The following is a 26,513-nucleotide window of genomic DNA, read 5'->3' as shown; positions in this document are numbered from 1 at the left end:
TTAGTTGTATTATAAGGTTAATCGGCTTATTATAGATTGACATATAAATGACAGCGCTTTTATTTTTTCGGAGAGGATGATGGTTATGTCCCGTTTACTTCGTGAAGCGATTCATCAAAAGAAGCAGTTTTTAATATCGAAGCTGATGTTATCCGGTTTTTATCAGGAAGATGATAAGCGACTGAGAGACTATACGCTGAGTGAACTTGAAAAAGAATATGAGTCGTTGAAAACATTGAAAAAAGAACCGCTTCAATGACGAGTAAGTAAAGCCTGCCGCAAAGCCGGCTTTTTTTATTTTTGAAAAGGGGATAAAGAGGGTAAACTAAAGCTGAGGATATTTATGTCGAAAAATTTAGTGGCTCTGAGTCTTTACAGTGCATTGTAAAGGGCTTATTTCTCTAGTAGAATATGATTGCTTTAGCGTAAGTTGAATGGTTTAGGGGGGATGAAAATTGATGCAAACCATCTTGTCTAACAGTATAGCCATGGTTATGATTATTCTTATCATTAATGTTGTATATGTATCTTTTTTTACGATCAGAATGATTTTAACGCTGAAAGGCCAGCGGTATCTAGCAGCTTCGATCAGTACGATTGAAATTTTAGTTTATGTGACAGGCCTCAGTCTTGTGCTTGACAATTTAGACCAAATTCAAAATGTCATTGCATATGCGCTCGGCTATGGTCTCGGTGTTATCGTCGGTATGAAAATAGAAGAAAAACTCGCTCTTGGCTATATCATGGTAAATGTTATTACGAAAGAGCTTGATCTTGATCTCCCCAGACAGCTGCGGGAGAAAGGATACGGCGTGACAAATTGGGTGGCCGGAGGGCTTGAGGGCGACCGTACGGCGCTTCAAATCCTGACACCGAGAAAATATGAGCTCCAGCTTTATGATACGATTAAAACACTGGATTCAAAAGCTTTTATTATCGCGTACGAACCGAAATCAATTCACGGCGGTTTCTGGGTGAAAGCAGTGAAAAAGAGGAGAATCAAAGAATAATGGCAAAACCGAAAAAGAAACGGTTTGAAGTAACAGAGCAGCAAACGATTGACACCGTACTTCATCAAATGAAAGAAGAGGGATATATGCCCATCAGACGCATGGAAGAGCCGATCTTTACAGAAAAGAAGGAAAATGGATCAATTCAGATCATTCCGTGCGGGAAAAAAATCGTATTTGAAGGGAAATTGATCTAAACACGAACATTAATAGAATGAAAATTAGTATCGTTCGATAATATCGTTGACATTATCCAAGTCCGTTGTTAAGATAAACATGAAATCAAAACACGACCTCATATAATCTTGGGAATATGGCCCATAAGTTTCTACCCGGCGACCGTAAATTGCCGGACTATGCAGGAAAGTGAACAAATAACTGACATGGCTATCGCAGAAGCGAACGACTGACGATACACGCACCATGCCCGGTTTGTGTTGCTTCCTCATAAGTGCAATGCAAGCCGGGTTTTTTATTCTGAAAACAAACGCATTAGAAGGTGGGAACAGAATGCAGCCGCTAGTAGGAGTCATCATGGGAAGCACTTCCGATTGGGAGACAATGAAAAACGCATGCGACATACTTGAAGAACTTGATGTGCCATACGAAAAAAAGGTCGTTTCCGCTCACCGGACGCCTGACTTGATGTTTGAATACGCAGAGGGAGCAAGAGAAAGAGGCTTGAAGGTGATCATTGCCGGAGCCGGCGGAGCGGCACACCTGCCGGGGATGACAGCGGCAAAAACGACATTGCCGGTTATCGGAATTCCGGTTCAGTCGAAAGCGCTGAACGGGCTTGATTCACTCCTGTCTATCGTTCAAATGCCGGGCGGAGTGCCGGTGGCGACAACAGCCATCGGAAAAGCGGGCGCGGTTAACGCCGGACTGTTAGCAGCGCAAATTTTGTCAGCTTTTGACGAAACAATCGCCCGAAAGCTGGATGAAAGAAGAGAGAACACAAAACAGACAGTGTTGGAAAGCAGTGATCAGCTTGTCTAAAAAAATCATCTATCCGGGAGCCATGATCGGCATCATCGGCGGCGGCCAGCTTGGAAAAATGATGGCTGTCGCAGCAAAGCAAATGGGATACAAAGTTGCGGTCGTTGATCCTGTAAAAGACTCGCCGTGCGGCCAAGTGGCTGATATAGAAATTACTGCCCCGTACAATGACAGAGAAGCGATTCGGAAATTGGCCGGGATCAGTGACATTATCACATACGAATTTGAAAATATTGATTACGACGCACTGCACTGGCTTGAAGAGAACGCGTATCTTCCGCAGGGAAGCGAGCTTTTGCTCATTACCCAAAACCGGGAGACAGAGAAAAAGGCGATTCAATCAGCCGGTTGTCAAGTTGCCCCGTATCGGATCATCCATACACAGGATGACCTGAAAGAAGCGGTTCAGTCGCTCGGGCTGCCCGCAGTGCTGAAAACATGCCGAGGCGGATATGACGGCAAAGGGCAATATGTCATTAAAGAAAAAACACAAATTGAAGATGCGTCCGCGCTACTGCAAAACGGAACTTGTATTCTCGAAAGCTGGGTTCCTTTTAATATGGAGCTGTCCGTGATTGTGACAAGATCAGTAAATGGTGAAATCACGACATTTCCCGCTGCGGAAAACATTCATAAACACAACATTCTGTTTCAAAGCATTGTTCCGGCAAGAGTGGAAACGGATATCCTGACTCAGGCTGAAAGACTTGCCGTTCAGCTGGCGGATAAGCTCGGACTTGTCGGACCGCTGGCTGTGGAAATGTTTGTGGCGGAAGACGGAGAGCTGTTGATCAATGAACTGGCTCCGCGGCCTCATAACTCAGGCCATTACACGCTGGATCTTTGTGAAACCAGCCAGTTTGAACAGCATATCAGAGCGGTGTGCGGCTTGCCTCTTGGAAAAACGGAGCTTTTGAAGCCCGGCATGATGGTGAACCTTCTCGGTGACGAAGTGAAGCTGGTGGAGGAAGATCCCGCGCTTTTGAAGGAAGCTAAACTTTATATATACGGCAAACACGAAATCAAACAAGGCCGCAAAATGGGTCATATCACCTTTTTGAAGCAGCCAGAAGATAAATGGATACAGCATATCACAAATAAGTGGATGAATAGAGACGGAGGACGAACAGAATGATCGAACGTTATTCAAGACCTGAAATGTCCGCGATTTGGACGGACGAAAACAGATTCCAAGCTTGGCTGGAGGTTGAAATTCTCGCCTGTGAAGCGTGGGCAGAGCTTGGCGTGATACCGAAAGAGGATGTAAAAGTTATGCGCGAAAAAGCATCTTTTGACATCAACCGCATCTTGGAAATCGAACAGGATACACGCCATGACGTCGTTGCTTTCACACGCGCGGTTTCTGAATCGCTTGGCGAAGAAAGAAAATGGGTGCACTACGGATTAACATCAACTGACGTAGTGGATACGGCTCTTTCTTACGTATTAAAACAGGCAAACGATATTTTGCTCAAGGACATTGAGAGATTTGTTGACATTATAAAAGAAAAAGCGAAAGAACATAAATATACGGTTATGATGGGGCGCACACACGGCGTACACGCTGAGCCTACAACATTCGGCCTGAAGCTTGCGCTTTGGTATGAAGAAATGAAACGCAACTTAGAGCGATTCAAGCATGCCAAAGAAGGCATCGAGGTTGGGAAGATTTCCGGCGCTGTCGGCACATATGCTAACATTGACCCGTTCGTTGAACAATATGTTTGTGAAAAACTTGGGTTAAAAGCAGCTCCTATTTCAACTCAGACGCTTCAGCGCGACCGCCATGCCGATTATATGGCTACACTTGCACTTGTTGCGACAAGCATTGAGAAATTCGCTGTTGAAATCCGCGGCTTGCAAAAAAGTGAAACACGCGAAGTAGAAGAATTTTTCGCAAAAGGGCAAAAAGGTTCCTCAGCGATGCCGCATAAACGGAATCCGATCGGATCAGAAAACATGACGGGAATGGCGCGTGTGATCCGCGGCTACATGCTGACGGCTTATGAAAACGTTCCGTTATGGCATGAGCGTGACATTTCTCATTCATCAGCAGAACGGATCATTCTTCCTGATGCAACGATCGCATTGAACTACATGCTTAATCGTTTCGCCAATATCGTAAAGAACTTGACGGTATTCCCTGAGAATATGAAGCGGAACATGGACCGTACACTTGGCCTGATCTATTCTCAGCGTGTACTGCTTGCTTTGATCGATACAGGTCTTACCCGTGAAGAAGCGTATGACACTGTTCAGCCGAAAGCGATGGAAGCGTGGGAGAAACAAGTTCCATTCCGCCAGCTTGTAGAAGCGGAAGAAAAAATTACATCCCGTCTTTCTCCGGAAAAAATTGACGATTGCTTTGATTACAATTACCACCTGAAAAATGTAGACCTGATCTTTGACCGTTTAGGTTTAGCATAAAAGAAGCCGTGGGCGGCTTCTTCTCTGCCGCCTTAGATTGAAAATTCCCAACATTCGGGTTAGGAGGCCTTCCGTGAATATTGTGAAAAACGAACTTTTATACGAAGGAAAAGCGAAAAGAATTTACAAAACGGATGACGAAAACACGCTATACGTAGTTTATAAAGACTCCGCTACTGCATTTAACGGTGAAAAAAAAGCTGAAATCAGCGGCAAAGGCCGTTTGAATAATGAGATTTCCAGCCTGATTTTCAAATATCTCCACGACAAGGGCATCAATAATCATTTTGTGGAGCGCATTTCCGAAACTGAACAGCTCATTCAAAAGGTGACCATTGTGCCGCTTGAAGTTGTGGTGAGAAATGTAGTGGCAGGAAGCATGTCCAAACGTCTCGGCATTCCAGAAGGCACGGAGCTAGAACAGCCGATTATCGAGTTTTACTACAAGGATGACGCGCTGGGTGATCCGCTCATTACAGAAGATCATATTTGGCTGTTAAAAGCCGCGACTCCTGAACAGGTGGAAAAGATCAAGTCTATTACAAAAACGGTAAACAAAGAACTTCAAGTCATTTTCAACGATTGTAATGTCAGATTAATAGATTTCAAGCTTGAATTCGGCCTGGACACAGAAGGGCAAGTACTGCTTGCGGATGAGATTTCTCCTGATACGTGCCGCCTGTGGGATAAAGACACGAACGAAAAGCTCGACAAAGACGTATTTAGACGCAATTTAGGCGGCTTAACCGACGCATACGAAGAAATTTTCAAAAGACTGGGAGGCATTTAATATGTACAAAGTAAAAGTTTATGTCAGCTTAAAAGAGAGTGTATTAGATCCGCAGGGGAGCGCGGTTCAGCATGCCTTACACAGTATGTCCTACCAAGAAGTCGCTGACGTTCGCATCGGAAAATATATGGAGCTTACGATTGAAAAGTCTGACCGTGATCTCGATGTGCTTGTGAAAGAAATGTGTGAAAAACTTCTTGCGAATACAGTCATTGAAGACTACAGATACGAAGTTGAGGAGGTTGTCGCACAGTGAAATTTGCGGTGATTGTCTTACCAGGTTCCAACTGTGATATTGATATGTTTCACGCCGTAAAGGATGAACTCGGTGAAGACGTGGAATACGTCTGGCATGACGAAACGAGCCTTGACGGTTTTGACGGCGTATTAATTCCGGGCGGATTCTCTTACGGAGACTATTTAAGATGCGGCGCCATCGCCAGATTCTCCAACATTATGCCGGCAGTGAAAAAAGCGGCTGAAGAAGGAAAGCCTGTGCTCGGTGTTTGTAACGGATTCCAGATACTGCAGGAGCTTGGCCTTCTGCCGGGTGCGATGAGACGAAATAAAGATTTGAAATTCATCTGCCGTCCGGTTGACCTGATTGTCCAAAACGATGAAACAGTATTTACATCTTCTTATGAAAAAGAAGAATCCATTACGATTCCGGTTGCCCATGGCGAAGGGAATTTCTACTGTGATGAAGAAACGCTTGCGGCTTTACAAAAAAACAATCAAATTGCTTTCACATACGGTTCCAATATTAACGGAAGTGTGAACGACATCGCGGGTGTCGTCAATGAAAAAGGAAATGTACTGGGCATGATGCCTCACCCTGAGCGCGCGGTCGATTCTCTGCTCGGAAGCGCCGACGGACTTAAATTGTTTCAATCTATCGTGAAAAATTGGAGGGAAACTCATGTCACTACTGCTTGAACCAAGTAAAGAACAAATTAAAGAAGAGAAAATCTATCAGCAAATGGGTGTCAGTGATGATGAGTTTGCATTGATAGAATCCATTATCGGAAGACTTCCGAACTATACGGAGATAGGCATTTTCTCGGTAATGTGGTCTGAGCATTGCAGCTACAAAAACTCAAAGCCGATCTTGCGGAAATTCCCTACAAGCGGTGAGCGTGTGCTGCAAGGGCCTGGAGAAGGCGCCGGAATCGTTGACATCGGTGACAATCAGGCGGTTGTGTTCAAAATTGAATCTCATAACCACCCGTCAGCGATTGAGCCTTACCAAGGAGCTGCCACAGGCGTGGGCGGAATCATTCGTGATGTATTCTCCATGGGCGCGCGTCCAATCGCAGTCTTAAACTCTCTTCGATTTGGCGAACTGACTTCACCGCGCGTGAAGTACTTGTTTGAAGAAGTAGTCGCAGGAATTGCCGGGTACGGTAACTGCATCGGTATTCCGACAGTCGGCGGAGAAGTGCAATTCGACAGCTGCTATGAAGGCAATCCGCTTGTTAATGCCATGTGCGTAGGATTGATTAACCACGAAGACATTAAAAAAGGACAGGCTAAAGGGGTAGGCAACACCGTGATGTATGTCGGCGCGAAAACGGGCCGCGACGGTATCCACGGGGCAACTTTCGCCTCTGAGGAAATGTCTGATTCTTCTGAGGAAAAACGTTCTGCCGTCCAAGTCGGAGATCCTTTCATGGAAAAACTTCTGCTTGAAGCATGTTTAGAAGTCATCAAATCTGACGCTCTTGTCGGCATTCAAGATATGGGAGCGGCGGGACTGACAAGCTCAAGCGCTGAAATGGCAAGTAAGGCGGGTTCAGGAATAGAAATGAATCTGGATTTGATTCCGCAGCGTGAAACAGGCATGACGGCGTACGAAATGATGCTTTCTGAATCACAGGAGCGGATGCTATTAGTCATCGAGCGCGGACGTGAACAAGAAATCGTTGATATTTTTGAAAAGTACGACCTTGAAGCCGTATCTGTCGGCCACGTAACGGATGATAAAATGCTTCGCCTTCTCCATAACGGAGAGACGGTTTGTGAGCTTCCGGTTGACGCATTGGCGGAAGAAGCGCCTGTTTACCACAAGCCTTCAAAAGAGCCTGCTTACTACCGTGAATTTTTAGAAACAACTGTTCCTGCACCTAAAGTGGAAGATGCGAAAGAAACACTACTTGCCCTCTTGCAGCAGCCGACCATCGCAAGCAAAGAGTGGGTGTATGATCAGTATGATTACATGGTTCGGACAAATACAGTAGTCGCGCCTGGCTCTGATGCGGGAGTGCTCAGAATCCGCGGAACGAAAAAAGCCCTTGCGATGACAACCGACTGTAATGCCCGTTATTTATACCTGGATCCGGAAGTCGGCGGAAAAATCGCTGTGGCAGAAGCGGCGCGCAACATCGTTTGCTCTGGTGCAGAACCGCTTGCAGTTACGGATAACCTCAATTTTGGAAACCCGGAAAAACCGGAGATTTTCTGGCAGATTGAAAAAGCGGCAGACGGAATCAGTGAAGCGTGCAACGTGCTCAGCACACCGGTTATCGGCGGAAACGTTTCTCTTTATAACGAATCAAACGGAACAGCCATCTATCCGACGCCTGTTATCGGCATGGTCGGTTTAATTGAAGATACAGCACATATCACAACGCAAAGCTTTAAAGAAGCCGGCGATTTGGTTTATGTGATCGGCGAAACAAAGCCGGAGTTTGCAGGAAGCGAGCTTCAAAAGCTGACAGAAGGAAAAATCTTCGGCAAAGCGCCGGAGCTTGATCTCAGCCTTGAACAGGCTCGTCAAAAAGCTCTTCTTGAAGCAATCCGTTCTGGTTTGGTTCAGTCAGCCCATGACGTGTCAGAAGGCGGACTGGGTGTTGCGCTTGCTGAAAGTGTGATGTCAACAGAAGGACTTGGCGCAAACGTCACATTAGAGGGCGAAGCTGCTTTGTTATTCAGTGAATCACAATCAAGGTTCGTGATCTCTGTGAAAAAAGAACATCAGCAATCATTTGAAAAGTTTGTCAAAGACGCGATTCATGTCGGTGAAGTAACATCAGACGCAATTCTCACAGTCCAAAGTCAAGAAGGAAATCTATGGATTCATGCGCAGACTGAAGAGCTGGAACGCGCGTGGAAAGGAGCTATCCCATGCTTGCTGAAATCAAAGGCTTAAACGAAGAGTGCGGCGTTTTTGGGATTTGGGGACATGAAGAAGCCCCGCAAATCACGTATTACGGGCTTCACAGTCTCCAGCACAGAGGACAAGAGGGCGCGGGGATTGTGGCGACTGATGGAGAAAAGCTGTCGGCGCACAAAGGCCAAGGGCTGATTACGGAAGTCTTTCAAAATGGTGAACTCAGCAAAGTGAAAGGAAGAGGCGCCATCGGCCACGTTCGTTATGCGACGGCGGGCGGTGGTGGATACGAAAATGTTCAGCCGCTTCTCTTCAATTCTCAAAATAACGGCAGTCTCGCGCTTGCACATAATGGAAACCTGGTGAACGCGACTCAGCTGAAGCAGCAGCTTGAAAATCAAGGGAGTATTTTTCAAACTTCTTCCGATACAGAGGTGTTGGCTCATCTCATTAAAAGAAGCGGCCATTTCGCATTGAAGGATCAAATTAAAAACGCATTGTCCATGCTGAAAGGCGCGTATGCGTTTCTCATTATGACTGAAACAGAAATGATTGTGGCGCTTGATCCAAACGGACTCAGACCGCTATCCATTGCGATGCTCGGAGACGCATATGTCGTAGCCTCAGAAACGTGTGCGTTTGATGTGGTCGGCGCGACTTATCTGCGTGACGTTGAACCGGGGGAAATGCTGATCATCAATGACGAAGGCATGAAAACAGAGCGTTTCTCCATGAACATCAACCGTTCAATCTGCAGCATGGAGTACATTTATTTCTCAAGACCTGACAGCAACATTGACGGTATCAACGTGCACAGCGCCCGTAAAAACCTTGGCAAAATGCTCGCTCAGGAATCAGCGGTAGAGGCTGATGTCGTAACGGGAGTGCCGGATTCAAGTATCTCCGCAGCCATCGGGTATGCGGAAGCAACCGGCATCCCGTACGAGCTTGGACTGATCAAAAACCGTTATGTCGGCCGAACGTTTATCCAGCCGTCACAGGCTCTTCGCGAACAGGGCGTCAGAATGAAGCTCTCCGCAGTGCGCGGAGTAGTAGAAGGCAAACGTGTTGTCATGGTTGATGATTCGATCGTGCGCGGAACGACAAGCCGCCGGATTGTAACGATGCTGAGGGAAGCGGGCGCGATAGAGGTGCATGTGAAAATCAGCTCGCCGCCGATCGCTCATCCGTGCTTCTACGGAATTGACACGTCTACTCATGAAGAACTGATCGCCTCCTCCCACTCGGTGGAGGAAATTCGCCAAGAAATCGGAGCGGATACGCTGTCATTCTTGAGCATAGACGGATTACTAAAAGGTGTCGGCAGACAGTATGAAGGCGAGCAATGCGGCCAGTGCCTCGCTTGCTTTACAGGGAAATATCCGACAGAAATTTATCAGGATACCGTTCTCCCGCACGTAAAAGAAGCGGTATTAACAAAATAAATGTTGAAAATGGGATAAAGGCAGCGGAGGTTCGGCTGCCTTTATCTTTCTGCAACAAAGAATGGTAAGCGGGAATTACGAAGCGCGCAAAAAGGAGTGATTGTGATGTCTGAAGCATACAAAAACGCAGGAGTTGACATCGAAGCCGGGTACGAAGCTGTAAAACGGATGAAAAAACATGTGGAGCGCACAAAAAGACTTGGTGTCATGGGTAGTCTTGGCGGATTCGGCGGCATGTTTGATTTATCAGAGCTGCCTTATAAAAAGCCGGTTCTTATTTCAGGAACAGACGGAGTGGGGACAAAACTGAAACTTGCTTTTTCAATGGACAAGCATGATACGATCGGCGTAGACGCTGTGGCAATGTGTGTAAACGATGTGCTTGCTCAAGGAGCGGAGCCGCTGTTTTTCCTCGACTATCTTGCTGTCGGGAAAGCAGATCCCGTAAAAATTGAACAAATCGTAAAAGGCGTTGCCGATGGATGTGAACAGTCGGGTTCTGCGCTTGTCGGCGGAGAAACGGCCGAAATGCCTGGTTTGTACACACCTGAAGAATACGACATCGCCGGTTTCTCAGTCGGTGTTGTCGAAAAGGATGAAATCGTTACGGGCGAAAATATCAAAGAAGGGCATCTTCTGATCGGCCTCAGCTCAAGCGGCTTGCACAGCAATGGATTTTCGCTTGTGCGGAAGGTTCTTCTTGAAGACGCAGGGCTTAACTTGAATGAAACATATGAAGCTTTCGAGCGCCCTCTTGGCGAAGAGCTGTTAGAGCCGACGAGAATTTATGTCAAGCCTGTGCTTGAAGCTGTCAAAAGCGGCAAGATCGACGGCATGGCGCATGTGACTGGCGGAGGCTTTATCGAAAATCTGCCCCGTATGCTGCCTGAAGGCTTAAGCGCAGAAATTGATCACGGCTCTTGGCCGATTCCGTCGATCTTCACATTTTTACAGGAGCGCGGCAAGCTGAAAGAGGAAGACATGTTCAACGTCTTTAATATGGGCATCGGCTTTGTCCTTGCCGTAAAAGAAGAGCATCTGACTGATGTGATTCAAACACTTGAAGCCCATGGCGAAAAAGCTTACTTAATCGGCCGTGTCAAACAGGGTGAAGGCGTCACTTTCGGCGGTGCGTCTCTTTCATGAAAAAGTTTGCGGTATTTGCATCCGGAAACGGCTCGAACTTTGAAGCAATCGTCACTCGGTTAAAAGAAGAGAACTGGGATGCTGAGGTTTCACTGTTAGTGTGTGACAACCCAGAGGCAAAGGTGCTCGAACGTGCGGAGGCATTCAGCATCCCGACGTTTGCATTCCAGCCGAAATCATATGAGAACAAGCCCGCGTTTGAGCGCGCAATTATAGAACAGCTCCGCCTCCATGAGGTTGAACTAATCGTGCTTGCCGGATATATGAGATTGATCGGTGACACTCTGCTCAAGGCATACGGCGGGAAAATCGTAAACATCCATCCGTCTCTTCTGCCTGCGTTTCCTGGAATTGACGCTGTCGGCCAGGCGTACCGCGCAGGCGTGAAGGTGGCAGGCATTACGGTTCACTATGTCGATGAAGGTATGGATACAGGGCCGATCATCGCCCAGAAGGCAGTCGAAATCGCAGAAGGCGACACATTGGAAACAATTGAACAACACATACACGAACTTGAGCATAAGCATTATCCTAGCGTAATCAAAGAGCTATTAGGACTAAACAACAGAGGTGAAAAGCAATGACAATTAAACGCGCACTAATCAGTGTTTCAGATAAAACGAATCTTGTCCCTTTTGTGAAAGAACTAACAGAGCTTGGCGTTGAAGTCATTTCAACCGGCGGCACGAAAAAACTTCTTCAGGAAAACGGAGTGAACGTCATCGGGATTTCTGAAGTAACAGGCTTTCCGGAAATAATGGACGGACGCTTAAAAACGCTTCATCCGAATATTCACGGAGGACTTCTTGCCGTGCGTGACAATGAAGAGCACATGTCCCAAATCAATGAGCACGGCATTTCTCCGATCGACTTGGTTGTAGTCAACCTCTATCCTTTTAAAGAAACGGTTTCTAAAGAGGATGTCGCTTATGAAGATGCGATTGAAAACATTGATATCGGGGGACCCGGCATGCTGCGCGCCGCATCCAAAAACCATCAGGATGTTACGGTCATCGTCGACCCTGCTGATTACAGTCCGGTCCTGAATCAAATCAAAGAAGAAGGCGGCGTTTCTCTTCAGAAAAAACGCGAACTGGCGGCGAAGGTTTTCCGCCACACGGCTGCATATGACGCGCTTATCGCCGAATACTTAACAAACTTTGTCGGCGAAAAAGATCCAGAGCAATACACAGTGACTTTTGAGAAAAAACAATCTCTTCGCTACGGAGAAAACCCGCATCAAGAAGCGACATTTTATCAAAGCGCGCTGCCGGCAAGCGGTTCAATCGCATCAGCTGAACAGCTGCACGGCAAAGAGCTTTCTTATAACAACATTAAAGATGCCGATGCGGCGGTCCAAATTGTACGTGAGTTTACAGAGGCGGCGGCAGTTGCGGTCAAGCATATGAACCCATGCGGCGTCGGAACCGGCAAAACGATTGCAGAAGCGTTTAACAGAGCGTTTGCGGCAGATGAAACGTCTATTTTCGGCGGCATTATCGCGCTTAACCGTGAAGTAGACAAGGCAACGGCGGAAGTGCTGCATAAGATCTTTTTAGAAATCATTATTGCGCCTTCATTCAGTGAAGAAGCACTTGAGGTGTTAACGTCCAAGAAAAACCTGCGTCTCTTAACATTAGATGTATCAGCTTCCGTTAAAAAAGAGAAACAGCTTACTTCCGTTCAAGGCGGACTATTGATTCAAGATTTAGACATGCACGGATTTGATGACGCAAAAATCAGCATCCCGACAAAAAGGGAACCGAACGAACAAGAATGGGAAGACCTTAAGCTTGCTTGGAAAGTCGTGAAGCATGTGAAATCAAACGCGATCGTACTTGCAAAAGACAACATGACAGTAGGCGTAGGCGCAGGACAAATGAACCGCGTCGGCTCGGCGAAAATCGCGATTGAACAGGCCGGAGAAAAAGCGAAAGGCAGCGCGCTTGGATCTGACGCTTTCTTCCCGATGCCTGATACTGTCGAAGAAGCGGCAAAAGCTGGTGTCACAGCTATCATTCAGCCTGGCGGTTCTGTCCGTGATGAAGATTCTATCAAAAAAGCGGATGAGTACGGCATTGCCATGGTGTTTACCGGAATCAGACATTTCAAACATTAAGGGGATGAAAACGACGTGAATGTATTAATCATCGGTAAAGGCGGAAGAGAACACACGCTGGCATGGAAAGCGGCAGAAAGCAGCCTTATTGATACTGTATTTGCAGCGCCGGGAAATGACGGCATGGCATCTTCAGCTACGCTTGTCAGCATCGAGGAAAATGACCACGCCGGACTCGTTGCGTTTGCAAAAGAAAACAACGTCGGTTTAACAATCGTCGGGCCAGAGGTTCCTTTAATCGAAGGTCTTGTTGACGAATTTGAAAAAGCGGGCCTGCGTGTTTTCGGTCCGTCAAAAGCGGCGGCAATCATAGAAGGCAGTAAGCAATTTGCGAAGGATTTGATGAAAAAATATCAAATTCCGACCGCTGAATACGAAACATTTACTTCGTTTGACGAGGCTAAAGCCTATGTACAGGAAAAAGGCGCTCCGATTGTCATTAAAGCGGACGGACTTGCGGCTGGCAAAGGCGTTACTGTAGCGATGTCGGAAGAAGAAGCGATCGCGTGCCTTCATGATTTTCTGGAAGACGAAAAGTTCGGAGATGCGAGCGCGTCTGTTGTCATCGAAGAATTTCTCTCCGGAGAAGAATTTTCTCTTATGGCGTTTGTGAAGGGAGAAACCGTCTATCCGATGGTGATTGCCCAGGATCATAAGCGTGCCTTTGACGGAGATAAAGGGCCGAACACAGGCGGAATGGGTGCTTATTCTCCGGTTCCGCAAATTTCAGAAGAAATCGTTCAGCACGCCGTAGAGACGATTGTCAAACCGGCGGCAAAAGCAATGGTCCAAGAAGGGCGTTCCTTTACGGGTGTCTTATATGCGGGCCTTATGCTGACACAAGACGGCTCGAAGGTGATTGAATTTAACGCCCGTTTTGGCGATCCGGAAACACAGGTTGTCCTGCCGCGAATGGAATCTGACCTTGTGCAAGTTCTTCTTGATCTGCTGGATGAGAAGCAGGTTGAATTGAGATGGAAGGATACATCTGCTGTGAGTGTTGTGCTGGCATCTGAAGGTTACCCGGAAAGCTATGCCAAAGGCACGCCGATCGGAAGCCTCACATCAAGCAAGGATCAAGTAGTTGTCTTCCACGCCGGAACAAAAGCAGACGGCGAAACATTTGTCACAAACGGCGGCCGTGTCGCAAATGTGACGGCATTTGATGATACCTTTGAAGCGGCGAGAGACAGAGTGTATCAAGCCGTTGACGAAATCATCAAGCCCGGATTGTTTTTTAGAAAAGACATCGGAGCCCGCGCACTGAAGGCTTCTCAGAAATAAGATAAAAAAACCCGCAGTTTTTGTGCTGCGGGTTTTTTGATGTCAGACAAAGGCATGCTGAAAGGCTGAAGAGGAAAGAACCACTAATGTCGTCGGTTTTCCGTGGTCCATACAGGCGTCGATAAAATCCTCAAGTGTATGCACTGATTCGGTGACGACCTTTGTTACATAGCTGTACATGCCTGTAATGCGGTGATTTTCTGCAACGTCAGGGTGGCTTTGGGCGAAGGCGGCGTAATGTTTGCAGCTTTTCGGTTCCATGAGGATAAAGGCTGTGACCTGTTTGTTTAGCTTTTCAAAACAGATATTGGCGCTGTAACCCGTGATGATTCCTTTTTCTTCAAGCTTTTTAACCCGTTCAGCTGCGCTGGGAGAGCTGAGTCCGACGAGTTTCCCCAACTCAACCATGGTAAGTCTTGCGTTTTTCTGTAAATGCGAAAGGATTTGTAAGTCTGTGTGGTCCATTTTGTTGGCTCCTTTTTATTTTAAGCAGAAACATATAGATTCCTTCATTATTAATTTCATCGGGTTCATTTTTCTTAATTGTAGCATATGGCTGTCTATTTTCTTTTTCTATAATAAAGCCAGAGCAAAAAAGGAGGAAACAATGATGGAAACTTTACGGCGTTCGCTTACTTGGGTGCAGGGGACTGCGCTGACGATAGGGGCAGTGTTAGGATGCGGGATATTGATTCTCCCTTCCGTCACGGCTAATACGGCGGGGCCGGCTTCTTTATTGGCATGGGTGCTGATGTCTTTATTGTCCTTTCCGCTTGTCGGCACGCTGGCACGGCTTGTGAAAATAGCGCCGAGTGCGGGAGGCATTACTGCATATGTTCAGCTTGCTTTTCACAGTAAAGCCGCCGCTGTCTTAGGGTGGATCATGATGGGGTCAGTACCGATCGGAGTGCCGATCATAGCGCTGGCCGGCGCGCATTATGTCGGTTCTGCCACGGGAGCGGGGAATGGCCAGATAACCCTTATAGCAGCCGGTATGCTGGGATTATCTATTATTCTCAATATAAAGGGACTGCGGCTGTCCGCGAAAATCAGCACCTTGGTCATCTGTATGATTGTGCTTTTACTGATCTTAGCCGCCGCTGTCTCGCTTCCTCATGTGAAAGCAACTGCGTTTCAGCCGTTTCTTCCTCATGGCTGGTTTGCTGCAGGTTCGGCATCTGTTGTGATCTTTTTTTCGTTTGTCGGCTGGGAGATGATCACGCCGCTGGCAGAAGAATTTAAGCGTCCGGAAAGAGACATTCCGGTCAGCTTGTTTTTAGCCGCCGTCTGTGTAGCCCTATTGTATATTCTGATTTCTTTCGTGACCATCGGAACGCACGCTTATGGCGGAAACGGAAATATTGCCTCACTCAATATGTTAATGTCAAAGGGAATTGGCAAAAGCGGTGTCTATGTGACCGCATGGCTGGCGCTTTTTATAACCTTCAGTACGATTCACGCGAACATTGCCGGATTTTCAAGAATGGTTTACGCATTGGCGAGAGAGGGACATTTTCCGCGTTATTTTGAAAAGCTCAGATCAAAAAGCCATACGCCGGTGCGGGTGCTGATAGGGCTCGGAATCGTATTTGGCTTGGTTCTGGCGGTGAACGGAGCGCTTCCGATTGATCCGGCGTTTATGCTGAAAGGGCCAAGTGCCGCGTTTATCGCGTCCTATTTGTTTACATTGGCGGCGGCGCTGAAGATCTTGCACTGGAGGGATATCGGCTGGTGGCTGGCTTTAACTGCATTTGTTTTATGTTTGGGGATTTACTGTTTCAGCGGCTGGGCCTTCTTTTATCCGGTTGTGCTCGGGATAGCGGGGATGATGTATAAGAAATATGGGAGAGAAAATAAATAACAAGCCAAATGTCGGCTTGTTATTTTTCTTGTTGCTCGTTATGATTTGTGCTTGCGGCGTTTTGGCACATATAAGTGACAGGGCAAAAACGTAAAATTCCGGAGGCTGCTTTCATGCCGCCCATAAAGATACAGAAGAGAGTCATTTTGCACCAAGGCTTTCTGGTATACTTTGCTGCTGCGGCGGACATAAGGGTTAACCCGCAGGCGATTCGGAAAACGGCATTAAGTAAACTGATGTTTTGTTTCATTGATTTCAAGCTCCTTTTCACTTAAAAAAGTTTTTTAATCTAATCTTCAAAAATTTGTAACGTTTTAGCCGTGCGTCATATGTAAGGATGTGATACGATAAATCTAATACATGTAAAGGAGAGTATGTGAATGTCCGAACGTACCTTTAACTGGAAAAATAAAGACATCAGGTCACAGGTCGATGTTGTAGACTCAAAGCTTCTTCCGACACTCCTTTTACGGAATGCTCTCGTCTTAAATCCTTTTTTAAAACAATGGCTGAAAAAAAATATTTGGATTTACCAAGACCGTATTGTCTATGTCGGGGATGACCTCCCAAATAAAGCAGGTCACATTCATACGATTGATTGTGAAGGAAAGTACATTGTGCCTGGTTATATCGAACCGCACGCTCATCCTTTTCAAATATATAATCCCCATACGCTGGCGGAATATGTGTCTCAATTTGGAACAACAACATTTGTGAATGATAATTTATTTTTGCTTTTACAAAGCGGAAAAAAGAAAGCGCTTACTGTTTTAAACGAGCTGAAAAAGCAGCCTGTTCAATATTTTTGGTGGTCTCGGTATGACCTTCAGACAGAGGTGCTCAATGAGGATCATATCTTGCCGTTTGATGTACGAAAGCAGTGGATGGAACATCCGGATGTTCTTCAAGGCGGTGAAATGACAGGCTGGCCTCGTTTGATGGACGGCGATGATTTAATTTTGCACTGCATGCAAACCACTAAAAAGCATCGAAAGCGTATTGAAGGGCACTTTCCCGGAGCTTCAGAAAAAACGCTTACAAAAATGAAGCTGTTCGGAGCCGATTCTGATCACGAAGCGATGACAGGGGATGAAGTGCTGAGAAGATTAGAGCTTGGATATTATGTCTCGCTCAGAAACTCTTCGATCCGCCCTGATTTAAAAAACATATTACAAGATCTTCATGAAAGAAATTTCCGCCAGTACGATCACTTTTTTTATACGACTGACGGCGCGACGCCTAATTTTTATAAGGGCGGCATGATAAATGAAATGATCCGGATTGCGCTGGAGGAAGGTGTGCCGGCGATTGACGCCTATAATATGTCATCCTTTAATATAGCGAAGTATTACCAGATTGATGATTACATGGGTGTAGTCGGGCCGGGGAGATTGGCCTCGTTAAATATTCTTGATGACCCTGCAAATCCTGATCCGGTTACCGTCCTTTCAAAAGGCGTGATCCTGCGTGAAGACGGCCGAAATATGAATGCGTTTACAGAGATGGATTGGAACAAAGGCGGTCTTGTCCCGTTAGAGCTGTCATATGATATGACGATGGATGATTTACAGTTTTCGATGCCGATGGGTGTGAAGATGCGAAATGCTGTTATAATGGAACCGTATATGATTGCGATCGACAATTCAGTTGACCAGCTTTCTTTTGACCATGATGAATGTTACTTAACAATGCTTGATAAGCAGGGGAAATGGCGTGTGAACACGATGGTCAAAGGATTTGCCTCCAGTGTGCAGGGATTTGTCAGTTCCTTTACGACGACCGGCGATATTATCGCGATTGGAAAAAATAAAGCTGATATGCTGCTTGCTTTTGCACGTATGAAAGAAATCGGAGGGGGAATTGTCCTCGCGGAAAACGGGGAAATTCTGCACGAGATCCCGCTTCATTTATGCGGATGCGCCTCTTCCGAAAAGTACGAGACTGTGCTCGAAAAGGAATTAATGCTGAAAACCCTTTTGGCTGAAAGAGGCTATCAATTTTCTGATCCTATCTATACGCTGCTCTTTTTGCAGAGCACTCATCTTCCTTATATACGCATTACGCCGAGGGGAATCTTCGACGTGATGAAAAAAACTGTACTCTTTCCGTCGATAATGCGTTAAAATATAAAAGAGCAGGGAGCCAACACATGAAAAAATGGATGGCAGTTTGTATGCTATGTTTCGCGTTTTTTTTGCTTGTTTCTTGTCAGCAAAAGGACTCTCTCCCAGGAAAAACAACGAAGCCAAAAGCTCCGTTGACGGGATTGAAGACTGAGCAAAAAGTGACTGAACGGCGGCCTGTGGCTGTTGTCATAAACAACCATCCTAAGGCGAGGCCGCAATCAGGGCTGGATAAGGCTGACATTGTCATAGAGGCGCTTGCTGAAGGGCAGATTACGCGGTTTTTGGCCGTTTTTCAAAGCCAGATGCCGGAGACTGTCGGACCTGTGCGGAGTGCGAGGGAATATTTCGTCACTCTCAGTAACGGCTTTGACAGTATTTTTGTCCACCATGGCTGGAGCCCAGGCGCAAAAGAGCAGCTGGAGTCCGGAGCTGCCGACAATATAAACGGATTGGATTTTGACGGAAGCTTGTTTTGGAGAGCCGATTTTAGCAAACCGCCTCACAATTCCTATACGTCTTATAAGTACATAAAAAAGGCTGCGGAGCAAAAAGGATATGAGCTGAACGGTGCAACAAACGCCCTTCCTTTTCAAACATCAGAAGCAAAACCTTCTAATGAATCTTACAATGTTCGGGTAGATTATGGAACAAAGAACGTTACAAATCTTGTCGAATATGATTATGATAAAAAAGCTGACGCTTATACGAGAAGCTCTGATGGTGTAACAACGACAGACCGGGAGACCGGAAAGCCGGTTGCCATGCAAAACATTTTCATTGTTGAAGCCAGCCATCACATTATTGATCAAGACGGAAGGCGGGGCATCGACATTGAATCAGGAGGGAAAGGTCTTCTGATTCAGCACGGGAACGCCATTGAGACAGACTGGAAAAATGAAAGCGGTCGTATTCTGCCTGTAAAGGATGGCAAGGTGCTTCCGTTTGTGCCGGGAAAGACATGGATCAATATCGTGCCTGATCTCGATGCAGCTTCCACTAGTAAAGGAGAAGGTGTGTAACGATGCAAATCGATAAATTACGCGGCAAAGAGCTAGACCAGCTATTTAATTCCATATTATCGCTCAAAGACCTTGAAGAATGCTACCGATTCTTCGATGATCTCTGCACAATTAATGAAATTCAATCTTTGGCGCAGCGTCTTGAAGTTGCGAGAATGCTTCGCGACGGAAATACGTACCATAAGATTGAAACAGAAACGGGGGCTTCCACAGCAACCATTTCCCGTGTAAAGCGATGCTTGAATTATGGAAATGATGCTTATGAAATGGCGCTTGACCGCGTGAAGGAGACGGAAAGTGAATCTTCTTCAACATAAGAGTACCGCCTTGCTTCCACAGCAAGGCGGTTTTTTTATGAAATGGAGTGCTTGAGACTGGCTGTTTCGGACGTGCTGCCATCCGTTTTTCGGTACGTAATATGCTGTTTGGAAAAGTGAATCGGAGAATCAATGCCAGCCGCGGCAGCTAGGTTAAACAGGCCTTCTCGTAATGAAATCACGTAATTGCAGACCCGATGCTGTTTTTCCTCTATGCTGAGCGCTTTTTGCAGCTTTGGATCAGTTGTCGCTACACCGACGGGGCATGTGTTTGTATGGCATACCAATGCGCGGATGCAGCCGACTGAAAACATCATGCCGCGCGCAATATTTACGAAATCAGCCCCGAGTGCCAAAGCGATTGCAACCTTATCAGGTGTCAGCAGTTTTCCGGAAGCGAAAATTTTCAGCTTATCGCGCATGCCGTATTTTCTGAGCAGTGTATCAACGATCGGGAGCGCTGTCATTATTGGAAGCCCTACTGTGTCAGCAAGTTCGTGAAAGGAAGCGCCGGTACCGCCTTCACTCCCGTCAACCGTGATAAAATCAGGATGCTTTCCGCTTTTTTTCATATAGGAGACAAGCTCTTCGATTTCCTCAGGATTCCCTACCACAATCTTCATGCCGACCGGTTTTTTGCCCACGTCCCGAAGCTTTTCTATAAAATCAAGCATCTCAGGAACGTTCGAAAATTCATGAAAACGATTTGGGCTGTCAATTGACTTTCCGGGTTCCACATTACGAATATCAGCAACTTCTTCCGTCACCTTTACACCGTCAATGTGGCCGCCCCGTGTTTTGGCTCCTTGAGCGAGCTTCAGTTCAAACGCTTTAATTTGGTCAAGCCGGCTTTTCTTTTTAAACTCTTCAAAAGAAAATTCTCCGTTTTTTGAACGGACCCCGAAAAGACCCGGTCCGATCTGACAAATAATATCGGCGCCTCCTTTTAAGTGGTACTCAGACAATCCGCCTTCTCCGGTATTCATCCAAGTGCCGCCTGCCTGATGCAGTCCTTTTGACAATGCCGTGATCGCGCGGTCTCCAAGTGACCCATAGCTCATAGCGGACTGGCCGACAAGACCCTTCACATAAAAAGGCTTCTCACATGTATTCCCGCCGATGACCTGAACATCGTCAGGGTGAAGAAAATACGGGTCTGCTTCGATTCGCTCGGTATGTTCGCTGCGTCTTAACAGATTGTCCTTGTCAATTTTGTATACCTGGGTTTGGATTTTGGGTGTTTGGCTGACGCGAAGCTCCTCTCTTTGTTTCGGAAAAAGAGAGTTGCGGATATAATAGCCCGGTTTATCAAAATCTCTTTCAGACCCGAATCCTATCATTCTGCTTTTATATTTACCCGACATGACGGTTTGTTCATATTCTCTCCTTGAAAAGGGCTGTTCCTCATTATCATTGCTGAATAAATACTGTCGCAGCTCCGGTCCGATTTTTTCGAAAATATAGCGGATTTTCCCTGCTACGGGGTAGTTGCGGAGGACAGAATGTTCCTGCTGTTTTTCATCCTTTATGTAAATCCAGATCAACAGTGCTATTGGGATAAGAAGAATCCCGATTAATAATGCTATGAGGGCAATAATAACTTTCTCCATCTTTTCAAACTCCTTTTTTATGTAACCATTTCCACTGTTTGACGGTTTCCAAACAATAACACTTTGACAGGCGGGAATATGACAGGAAATGTAACGGAAAAGAGTGCAGATTTAATGGATAAATATATAAGGAGGCGAATCAAACAGTCTTTTTCAGTGAATAACGAGAATGACTGCTTTTTCCGTTTTTCCGCAGTATGTGAATTTGTTATAATATTTAAATGGTAAGAAACGAATGGAGGACGTATTACATGTACGATGTTACCGAGTGGAAGCATGTCTTTAAACTCGATCCGAATAAAGAGATATCTGACGAGCAGCTTGATATGCTGTGCGAATCCGGAACTGACGCGATTATCATCGGCGGAAGTGACAATGTGACGGAGGATGACGTACTGCGGCTGATGTCAAAAGTGAGACGTTTCTTAGTGCCGTGTGTCCTTGAAGTGTCAACCACTGATGCCATCGTGCCGGGATTTGACCTGTATTTTATTCCGAGTGTGCTCAACAGCAAAAATCCGGACTGGATAGTCGGGCTGCACAAGCAGGCAATGAAGGAATACGGAGATTTGATGTCGATGGAGGACATTGTGACAGAAGGATATTGTATTTTAAATCCTGATTGTAAAGCGGCTGCTTTGACAGATGCGGACACGGATCTGGACGCGGAGGATGCGGCTGCCTATGCGAGGGTCTCTGAACATTTGCTTCATCTCCCTATTTTTTATTTGGAGTACAGCGGGATGCTTGGAGACATAGAAGTCGTGAAGGAAACGAAGGCTGTGTTAGAAAGAACTACCCTGTTCTACGGCGGCGGCATTAAAGACGCGGATACGGCTAAACAAATGGCTGAGCACGCGGATGTAATCGTTGTGGGAAATGCGGTATATGATGATTTTAAACAGGCGCTGGGGACTGTAGCGGCTGTAAAAGGCGAGTAGCGAAACGGACAGATTTGGTTTATGATAGAACATATGTTTGAATAGGCGGTGAACGGATTTTGAATTATATAAGCAATCAATTATTAAGCGGACTCAATCCAGTTCAGCAGGAAGCGGTCAAAACAACGGACGGGCCGCTTCTGTTAATGGCTGGCGCAGGAAGCGGAAAGACGCGGGTGCTGACGCACAGAATTGCTTACCTCATGGCGGAAAAGCATGTGGCGCCTTGGAACATCTTGGCAATTACATTTACGAATAAAGCAGCGAGAGAAATGAAGGAACGTGTGGAAAGCATTCTCGGACCCGGGGCGGATGATATTTGGATTTCGACTTTCCACAGCATGTGTGTACGGATTTTGCGAAGAGATATCGACCGGATCGGAATTAATCGGAATTTCTCCATCCTTGACACATCAGATCAGCTCTCGGTGATTAAGGGCATTTTAAAAGAACGCAATATCGACCCGAAAAAATTCGACCCAAGAAGTATGCTCGGCTCCATCAGCAGCGCGAAAAATGAGCTGATTGATCCGGAGGAATACGCAAAATCGGCAGGCGGCTATTATGATCAGGTCGTCAGCGATGTATATACCGATTATCAGAAAAAACTTCTGAAAAACCAATCGCTTGATTTCGATGATTTAATTATGACAACGATCAAGCTGTTTGACCGTGTGCCGGAAGTGCTTGAATTTTATCAGCGCAAGTTTCAATACATTCATGTTGATGAATATCAGGATACAAACAGAGCGCAGTATCTGCTTGTGAAGCAGATGGCAAAACGGTTCCAGAATATTTGCGTAGTAGGAGATTCTGACCAGTCGATTTACAGATGGCGAGGAGCGGATATCGCCAATATTCTTTCCTTTGAAAAAGATTATCCGAATGCGAGTGTCATTTTGCTTGAGCAAAACTACCGCTCAACCAAGCGGATTTTGCATGCGGCCAATGAAGTGATTAAAAACAATTCAAACCGCAAGCCGAAAAATTTGTGGACAGAAAACGACGATGGAATCAAGATTTCATATTACCGCGGCGATAATGAATTTGGCGAAGGGCAGTTTGTCGCAGGAAAGATTCATCAGCTCAGCAGCTCCGGCAAGCGCCGCCTTTCCGATATCGCCATTTTGTACCGGACGAATGCCCAGTCGCGGGTTATTGAGGAAACTCTATTAAAAGCAGGGCTGAACTACAACATCGTCGGCGGCACGAAGTTCTATGACAGAAAAGAGATTAAAGACATTCTCGCTTATTTGCGACTCGTGTCAAATCCAGACGATGACATCAGCTTTAACCGAATTGTCAACGTGCCGAAACGCGGTGTCGGTGCAACATCAATGAATAAGATCGCCGAATACGCCGCAATGAACGGCATGTCCCTGTTTCAGGCCCTCGGCCAGGTTGATTTTATCGGTGTAAGTGCCAAGGCGGCCAATGCGCTTGACAGCTTCAGACAAATGATTGAGAATCTCACAAACATGCAGGATTATTTGTCAATTACAGAGCTGACTGAAGAAATTCTGGACAAAACGGAATACAGAGAAATGCTGAAGGCTGAAAAATCAATTGAAGCCCAAAGCCGTTTAGAAAACATTGATGAGTTCTTGTCAGTAACGAAAAACTTCGAACAAAAGAGCGAAGACAAAACCCTCGTTGCATTCCTGACTGATTTAGCGCTGATTGCTGATATCGATCAGCTTGATCAGCAAGAGGAAGAATCAGGAGCCAACGATGCCGTCACATTAATGACGCTGCACGCGGCCAAAGGCCTTGAATTCCCTGTTGTTTTCTTAATGGGACTTGAAGAAGGCGTATTCCCGCACAGCCGATCTTTAATGGAAGAAGCGGAGATGGAAGAAGAACGCCGGCTGGCTTATGTGGGCATCACCAGAGCAGAACAGGAGCTTTATCTGTCCAATGCCAAAATGCGCACATTATTCGGCAGAACCAATATGAATCCGGAATCAAGATTTATTTCTGAAATACCGGATGAGTTATTGGAGAACCTAAATGAGAAGAAAGAAACAAGAGCGGCATCTGCGAGAAAAATGCAGCCAAGACGCGGTCCTGTTTCCCGCCCGGTCTCTTATGCCAGCAAAACTGGCGGCGACGGGCTGAACTGGTCGGTAGGCGACAAAGCCGGACACAAAAAATGGGGCACAGGAACGGTTGTCAGCGTGAAAGGCAAGGGCGAAAGCACGGAGCTTGATATCGCATTCCCGAGTCCGGTGGGTGTCAAGCGTCTTCTCGCAGCATTTGCGCCGATTGAAAAGCAGTAATTGAATGATGAAAGGAAGAATCTGATGGACAAAGAAGCAGCGAAACGCCGGGCAGAAGATCTGCGCAGCACAATCAACCAGTATAGCTATGAATATTACACCTTAGATGAGCCAAGCGTTCCGGATTCTGAGTACGATAAACTGATGCAGGAGCTTCTTGCTTTAGAGGAAGAATATCCGGACCTCAGAACGCCGGATTCTCCCACGCAGCGTGTTGGCGGCGCCGTGATTGACGCTTTTCAAAAAGTGCGTCACGGCACGCCGATGCTCAGTCTCGGCAACGCTTTTAATGCTGAGGACCTGCGTGATTTCGACCGCCGTGTCCGTCAGGCCGTGGGAGACGATGTGGCGTACAATGTGGAGCTGAAAATAGACGGTCTTGCTGTTTCTCTCCGTTATGAAGACGGCTATTTTGTCAGAGGCGCGACAAGGGGAGACGGAACAACGGGCGAGGATATTACGGAGAATTTGAAGACCATTCGCAATATCCCCCTGAAGATGAAACGTAATCTTTCCATAGAGGTGCGCGGCGAAGCCTATATGCCGAAGCGTTCGTTTGAAGCGCTGAATGAAGAACGGCTGAAAAAAGAAGAAGAACCATTCGCCAATCCGAGAAACGCTGCCGCGGGATCACTCAGACAGCTCGATCCGAAAATTGCGGCGAAACGAAATCTCGATATCTTCGTCTACAGTATAGCGGAGCTTGACGAAATGGGTGTGGATTCACAAAGCCAGGGGCTTGATTTTCTCGATGAGATCGGATTTAAGACAAACCAGGAACGAAAAAAATGCGGTACCATAGATGAAGTCATTGATATGATTGAAGAGCTGCAAGCCAAGCGTGCCGACCTGCCGTACGAAATTGACGGCATCGTAGTGAAAGTGGACTCACTTGATCAGCAGGAGGAGTTAGGCTTTACGGCGAAAAGCCCGCGCTGGGCCATTGCGTATAAATTTCCTGCCGAAGAAGTCGTCACAACGCTGCTTGATATTGAACTGAACGTCGGAAGAACAGGTGTCATAACGCCGACTGCGGTACTAGAGCCTGTAAAAGTTGCGGGTACGACCGTCCAAAGAGCATCCCTTCATAACGAAGATTTAATTAGGGAAAAAGACATCCGTATTCTTGATAAGGTTGTGATCAAAAAGGCGGGCGACATCATTCCGGAAGTCGTGAATGTACTGACTGAGCAGCGCACAGGGGAAGAGAAGGAATTTAACATGCCGACAACTTGTCCGGAGTGCGAAAGCGAGCTTGTGCGCATCGAGGGAGAAGTGGCCCTGCGCTGCATCAATCCTGAATGTCCCGCGCAAATCAGGGAAGGCCTGATTCATTTTGTCTCGCGTAATGCCATGAACATTGACGGACTGGGAGAGCGTGTGATCACACAGCTTTTTCAAGAGAAACTCGTCCGCAATGTGGCGGATTTGTATAAGCTGACGAAAGAACGGGTCATCCAGCTTGAACGGATGGGTGAAAAATCTACCGACAACCTGATCAGCTCCATTCAAAAATCGAAGGAAAACTCATTGGAGCGCTTGTTATTCGGCCTTGGCATTCGCTTTATCGGCTCAAAAGCCGCCAAAACGCTTGCCATGCACTTTGAAACCTTGGATCATCTGAAAAAAGCTACCAAAGAAGAGCTGCTTGCGGTTGATGAAATCGGAGAAAAAATGGCTGATGCAGTGATCACATATTTCCAAAAAGAAGAAATGATCGAGCTATTGGACGAATTAGAACAGCTTGGTGTAAACACACTCTACAAAGGCCCGAAAAAAGTAAAAGTGGAAGACAGTGATTCTTATTTCGCAGGCAAAACAATTGTCCTGACCGGAAAGCTGGAAGAGCTGTCAAGAAATGATGCCAAAGCGCAGATTGAGGCGCTCGGCGGAAAGCTTACCGGCAGCGTCAGCAAAAACACAGATTTAGTCATCGCCGGAGAAGCGGCGGGGAGCAAGCTGACAAAAGCGGAAGAGCTGAACATTGAAGTATGGAATGAAGAACAGTTATTGGGAGAGCTAAAGAAATAA

At 46.4% G+C, this 26,513-nt stretch carries 25 protein-coding genes and 1 riboswitch; of the genes, 22 read left to right on the top strand and 3 right to left on the bottom strand.

The window, feature by feature from the left end:
* Positions 1-85 precede the first annotated feature (85 nt).
* From GXP75_RS18310 to purD, 15 genes are all read left to right on the top strand, one after another.
* Complete coding sequence (locus tag GXP75_RS18310) at positions 86-259, top strand: Fur-regulated basic protein FbpA (RefSeq protein ID WP_082786874.1); 174 nt, start codon at positions 86-88, stop codon at positions 257-259.
* 196 nt (positions 260-455) lie between these two features.
* Positions 456-1,010 (top strand): DUF2179 domain-containing protein, encoded by a 555-nt coding sequence (locus GXP75_RS18305; RefSeq protein ID WP_061573239.1) that lies wholly within the window; start codon positions 456-458, stop codon positions 1,008-1,010.
* Positions 1,010-1,207, top strand: coding sequence for an NETI motif-containing protein (locus tag GXP75_RS18300; protein ID WP_061573240.1), 198 nt, complete (start codon positions 1,010-1,012; stop codon positions 1,205-1,207). Before GXP75_RS18305 ends, GXP75_RS18300 begins: the two co-directional genes overlap by 1 nt.
* 78 nt (positions 1,208-1,285) lie before the next feature.
* A riboswitch (purine riboswitch) is annotated at positions 1,286-1,387 on the top strand.
* Between the two features lie 133 nt (positions 1,388-1,520).
* The gene (gene purE / locus GXP75_RS18295) at positions 1,521-2,009 is read left to right on the top strand and encodes a 5-(carboxyamino)imidazole ribonucleotide mutase (protein ID WP_003328475.1); all 489 of its coding nucleotides are present in this window, start codon (positions 1,521-1,523) and stop codon (positions 2,007-2,009) included.
* Positions 2,002-3,144: a 5-(carboxyamino)imidazole ribonucleotide synthase gene (gene purK, locus GXP75_RS18290; RefSeq protein ID WP_061573242.1), complete on the top strand. Its 1,143-nt coding sequence runs from the start codon at positions 2,002-2,004 to the stop codon at positions 3,142-3,144. The genes purE and purK overlap by 8 nt, the downstream gene beginning before the upstream one ends.
* Positions 3,141-4,436, top strand: coding sequence for an adenylosuccinate lyase (gene purB / locus GXP75_RS18285; protein ID WP_061573243.1), 1,296 nt, complete (start codon positions 3,141-3,143; stop codon positions 4,434-4,436). Before purK ends, purB begins: the two co-directional genes overlap by 4 nt.
* A gap of 73 nt (positions 4,437-4,509) precedes the next feature.
* A complete protein-coding gene (gene purC / locus GXP75_RS18280; RefSeq protein ID WP_061573244.1) occupies positions 4,510-5,226 on the top strand; it encodes a phosphoribosylaminoimidazolesuccinocarboxamide synthase in 717 nt (238 codons plus the stop codon).
* Position 5,227: 1 nt separating this feature from the next.
* Entirely contained in the window at positions 5,228-5,482 is a 255-nt protein-coding gene (gene purS, locus GXP75_RS18275) for a phosphoribosylformylglycinamidine synthase subunit PurS (RefSeq protein WP_010787831.1), read from the top strand.
* Positions 5,479-6,162 carry a phosphoribosylformylglycinamidine synthase subunit PurQ gene (gene purQ / locus GXP75_RS18270; protein WP_061573245.1) on the top strand — a complete coding sequence of 228 codons (684 nt, stop codon included), beginning with the start codon at positions 5,479-5,481 and terminating at the stop codon, positions 6,160-6,162. Before purS ends, purQ begins: the two co-directional genes overlap by 4 nt.
* Positions 6,146-8,374: a phosphoribosylformylglycinamidine synthase subunit PurL gene (purL, locus tag GXP75_RS18265; protein ID WP_242557503.1), complete on the top strand. Its 2,229-nt coding sequence runs from the start codon at positions 6,146-6,148 to the stop codon at positions 8,372-8,374. Before purQ ends, purL begins: the two co-directional genes overlap by 17 nt.
* A complete protein-coding gene (purF, locus tag GXP75_RS18260) occupies positions 8,350-9,780 on the top strand; it encodes an amidophosphoribosyltransferase (RefSeq protein ID WP_242557502.1) in 1,431 nt (476 codons plus the stop codon). The genes purL and purF overlap by 25 nt, the downstream gene beginning before the upstream one ends.
* Positions 9,781-9,885: 105 nt before the next feature.
* Positions 9,886-10,926 (top strand): phosphoribosylformylglycinamidine cyclo-ligase, encoded by a 1,041-nt coding sequence (purM, locus tag GXP75_RS18255; protein ID WP_242557501.1) that lies wholly within the window; start codon positions 9,886-9,888, stop codon positions 10,924-10,926.
* On the top strand, positions 10,923-11,510 hold the full coding sequence (gene purN / locus GXP75_RS18250; protein ID WP_242557500.1) for a phosphoribosylglycinamide formyltransferase: 588 nt from the start codon (positions 10,923-10,925) through the stop codon (positions 11,508-11,510). The genes purM and purN overlap by 4 nt, the downstream gene beginning before the upstream one ends.
* Entirely contained in the window at positions 11,507-13,045 is a 1,539-nt protein-coding gene (purH, locus tag GXP75_RS18245) for a bifunctional phosphoribosylaminoimidazolecarboxamide formyltransferase/IMP cyclohydrolase (protein WP_242557499.1), read from the top strand. Before purN ends, purH begins: the two co-directional genes overlap by 4 nt.
* 15 nt (positions 13,046-13,060) lie before the next feature.
* Positions 13,061-14,329 carry a phosphoribosylamine--glycine ligase gene (gene purD / locus GXP75_RS18240; protein ID WP_106046199.1) on the top strand — a complete coding sequence of 423 codons (1,269 nt, stop codon included), beginning with the start codon at positions 13,061-13,063 and terminating at the stop codon, positions 14,327-14,329.
* Between the two features lie 42 nt (positions 14,330-14,371).
* Here purD and GXP75_RS18235 read toward each other — a convergent pair whose 3' ends face one another.
* Positions 14,372-14,794 carry an Lrp/AsnC family transcriptional regulator gene (locus tag GXP75_RS18235; protein ID WP_010787839.1) on the bottom strand — a complete coding sequence of 141 codons (423 nt, stop codon included), beginning with the start codon at positions 14,792-14,794 and terminating at the stop codon, positions 14,372-14,374.
* Positions 14,795-14,939: 145 nt separating this feature from the next.
* On the opposite strand from GXP75_RS18235, the gene GXP75_RS18230 reads away from it, so the two are divergent.
* On the top strand, positions 14,940-16,190 hold the full coding sequence (locus GXP75_RS18230; protein WP_242557498.1) for an APC family permease: 1,251 nt from the start codon (positions 14,940-14,942) through the stop codon (positions 16,188-16,190).
* Between the two features lie 19 nt (positions 16,191-16,209).
* Here GXP75_RS18230 and GXP75_RS18225 read toward each other — a convergent pair whose 3' ends face one another.
* Positions 16,210-16,440: a YgaP family membrane protein gene (locus tag GXP75_RS18225; protein ID WP_242557497.1), complete on the bottom strand. Its 231-nt coding sequence runs from the start codon at positions 16,438-16,440 to the stop codon at positions 16,210-16,212.
* Between the two features lie 130 nt (positions 16,441-16,570).
* On the opposite strand from GXP75_RS18225, the gene GXP75_RS18220 reads away from it, so the two are divergent.
* From GXP75_RS18220 to GXP75_RS18210, 3 genes are read left to right on the top strand one after another with little or no spacing between them, the layout of a single operon-like run.
* A complete protein-coding gene (locus GXP75_RS18220) occupies positions 16,571-18,313 on the top strand; it encodes an adenine deaminase (RefSeq protein ID WP_242557496.1) in 1,743 nt (580 codons plus the stop codon).
* Between the two features lie 26 nt (positions 18,314-18,339).
* A complete protein-coding gene (locus tag GXP75_RS18215) occupies positions 18,340-19,335 on the top strand; it encodes a DUF3048 domain-containing protein (protein ID WP_214916779.1) in 996 nt (331 codons plus the stop codon).
* A 2-nt stretch (positions 19,336-19,337) separates the two neighbouring features.
* A complete protein-coding gene (locus tag GXP75_RS18210; RefSeq protein WP_061573254.1) occupies positions 19,338-19,652 on the top strand; it encodes a YerC/YecD family TrpR-related protein in 315 nt (104 codons plus the stop codon).
* Positions 19,653-19,687: 35 nt separating this feature from the next.
* On the opposite strand, the gene GXP75_RS18205 is transcribed toward GXP75_RS18210, so the two are convergent.
* Positions 19,688-21,262 carry an FMN-binding glutamate synthase family protein gene (locus GXP75_RS18205; protein ID WP_242557495.1) on the bottom strand — a complete coding sequence of 525 codons (1,575 nt, stop codon included), beginning with the start codon at positions 21,260-21,262 and terminating at the stop codon, positions 19,688-19,690.
* Between the two features lie 251 nt (positions 21,263-21,513).
* On the opposite strand from GXP75_RS18205, the gene pcrB reads away from it, so the two are divergent.
* The 3 genes from pcrB to ligA are packed head-to-tail and all read left to right on the top strand — an operon-like array spanning position 21,514 to position 26,513.
* Positions 21,514-22,203, top strand: a complete 690-nt coding sequence (gene pcrB, locus GXP75_RS18200; RefSeq protein WP_214916783.1) for a heptaprenylglyceryl phosphate synthase — start codon at positions 21,514-21,516, stop codon at positions 22,201-22,203.
* 59 nt (positions 22,204-22,262) lie between these two features.
* Entirely contained in the window at positions 22,263-24,482 is a 2,220-nt protein-coding gene (pcrA, locus tag GXP75_RS18195; protein ID WP_061573257.1) for a DNA helicase PcrA, read from the top strand.
* A gap of 24 nt (positions 24,483-24,506) precedes the next feature.
* A complete protein-coding gene (gene ligA / locus GXP75_RS18190) occupies positions 24,507-26,513 on the top strand; it encodes an NAD-dependent DNA ligase LigA (RefSeq protein WP_242557494.1) in 2,007 nt (668 codons plus the stop codon).

It is taken from the genome of Bacillus sp. HU-1818 (assembly GCF_022695965.1).
GTDB lineage: Bacteria > Bacillota > Bacilli > Bacillales > Bacillaceae > Bacillus > Bacillus atrophaeus.
This window is presented reverse-complemented; position numbering and strand designations above follow the sequence as displayed.

Coding starts and splice junctions, on each gene's coding strand:
- GXP75_RS18310 (WP_082786874.1), top strand. CDS start 86: ATGTCCCGTTTACTTCGTGAAGCGATTCATCAAAAGAAGCAGTTTTTA.
- GXP75_RS18300 (WP_061573240.1), top strand. CDS start 1,010: ATGGCAAAACCGAAAAAGAAACGGTTTGAAGTAACAGAGCAGCAAACG.
- purE (WP_003328475.1), top strand. CDS start 1,521: ATGCAGCCGCTAGTAGGAGTCATCATGGGAAGCACTTCCGATTGGGAG.
- purB (WP_061573243.1), top strand. CDS start 3,141: ATGATCGAACGTTATTCAAGACCTGAAATGTCCGCGATTTGGACGGAC.
- purS (WP_010787831.1), top strand. CDS start 5,228: ATGTACAAAGTAAAAGTTTATGTCAGCTTAAAAGAGAGTGTATTAGAT.
- purL (WP_242557503.1), top strand. CDS start 6,146: ATGTCACTACTGCTTGAACCAAGTAAAGAACAAATTAAAGAAGAGAAA.
- purF (WP_242557502.1), top strand. CDS start 8,350: ATGCTTGCTGAAATCAAAGGCTTAAACGAAGAGTGCGGCGTTTTTGGG.
- purM (WP_242557501.1), top strand. CDS start 9,886: ATGTCTGAAGCATACAAAAACGCAGGAGTTGACATCGAAGCCGGGTAC.
- purN (WP_242557500.1), top strand. CDS start 10,923: ATGAAAAAGTTTGCGGTATTTGCATCCGGAAACGGCTCGAACTTTGAA.
- purH (WP_242557499.1), top strand. CDS start 11,507: ATGACAATTAAACGCGCACTAATCAGTGTTTCAGATAAAACGAATCTT.
- GXP75_RS18235 (WP_010787839.1), bottom strand. CDS start 14,794: ATGGACCACACAGACTTACAAATCCTTTCGCATTTACAGAAAAACGCA.
- GXP75_RS18230 (WP_242557498.1), top strand. CDS start 14,940: ATGGAAACTTTACGGCGTTCGCTTACTTGGGTGCAGGGGACTGCGCTG.
- GXP75_RS18225 (WP_242557497.1), bottom strand. CDS start 16,440: ATGAAACAAAACATCAGTTTACTTAATGCCGTTTTCCGAATCGCCTGC.
- GXP75_RS18220 (WP_242557496.1), top strand. CDS start 16,571: ATGTCCGAACGTACCTTTAACTGGAAAAATAAAGACATCAGGTCACAG.
- GXP75_RS18215 (WP_214916779.1), top strand. CDS start 18,340: ATGAAAAAATGGATGGCAGTTTGTATGCTATGTTTCGCGTTTTTTTTG.
- GXP75_RS18210 (WP_061573254.1), top strand. CDS start 19,338: ATGCAAATCGATAAATTACGCGGCAAAGAGCTAGACCAGCTATTTAAT.
- GXP75_RS18205 (WP_242557495.1), bottom strand. CDS start 21,262: ATGGAGAAAGTTATTATTGCCCTCATAGCATTATTAATCGGGATTCTT.
- pcrB (WP_214916783.1), top strand. CDS start 21,514: ATGTACGATGTTACCGAGTGGAAGCATGTCTTTAAACTCGATCCGAAT.
- ligA (WP_242557494.1), top strand. CDS start 24,507: ATGGACAAAGAAGCAGCGAAACGCCGGGCAGAAGATCTGCGCAGCACA.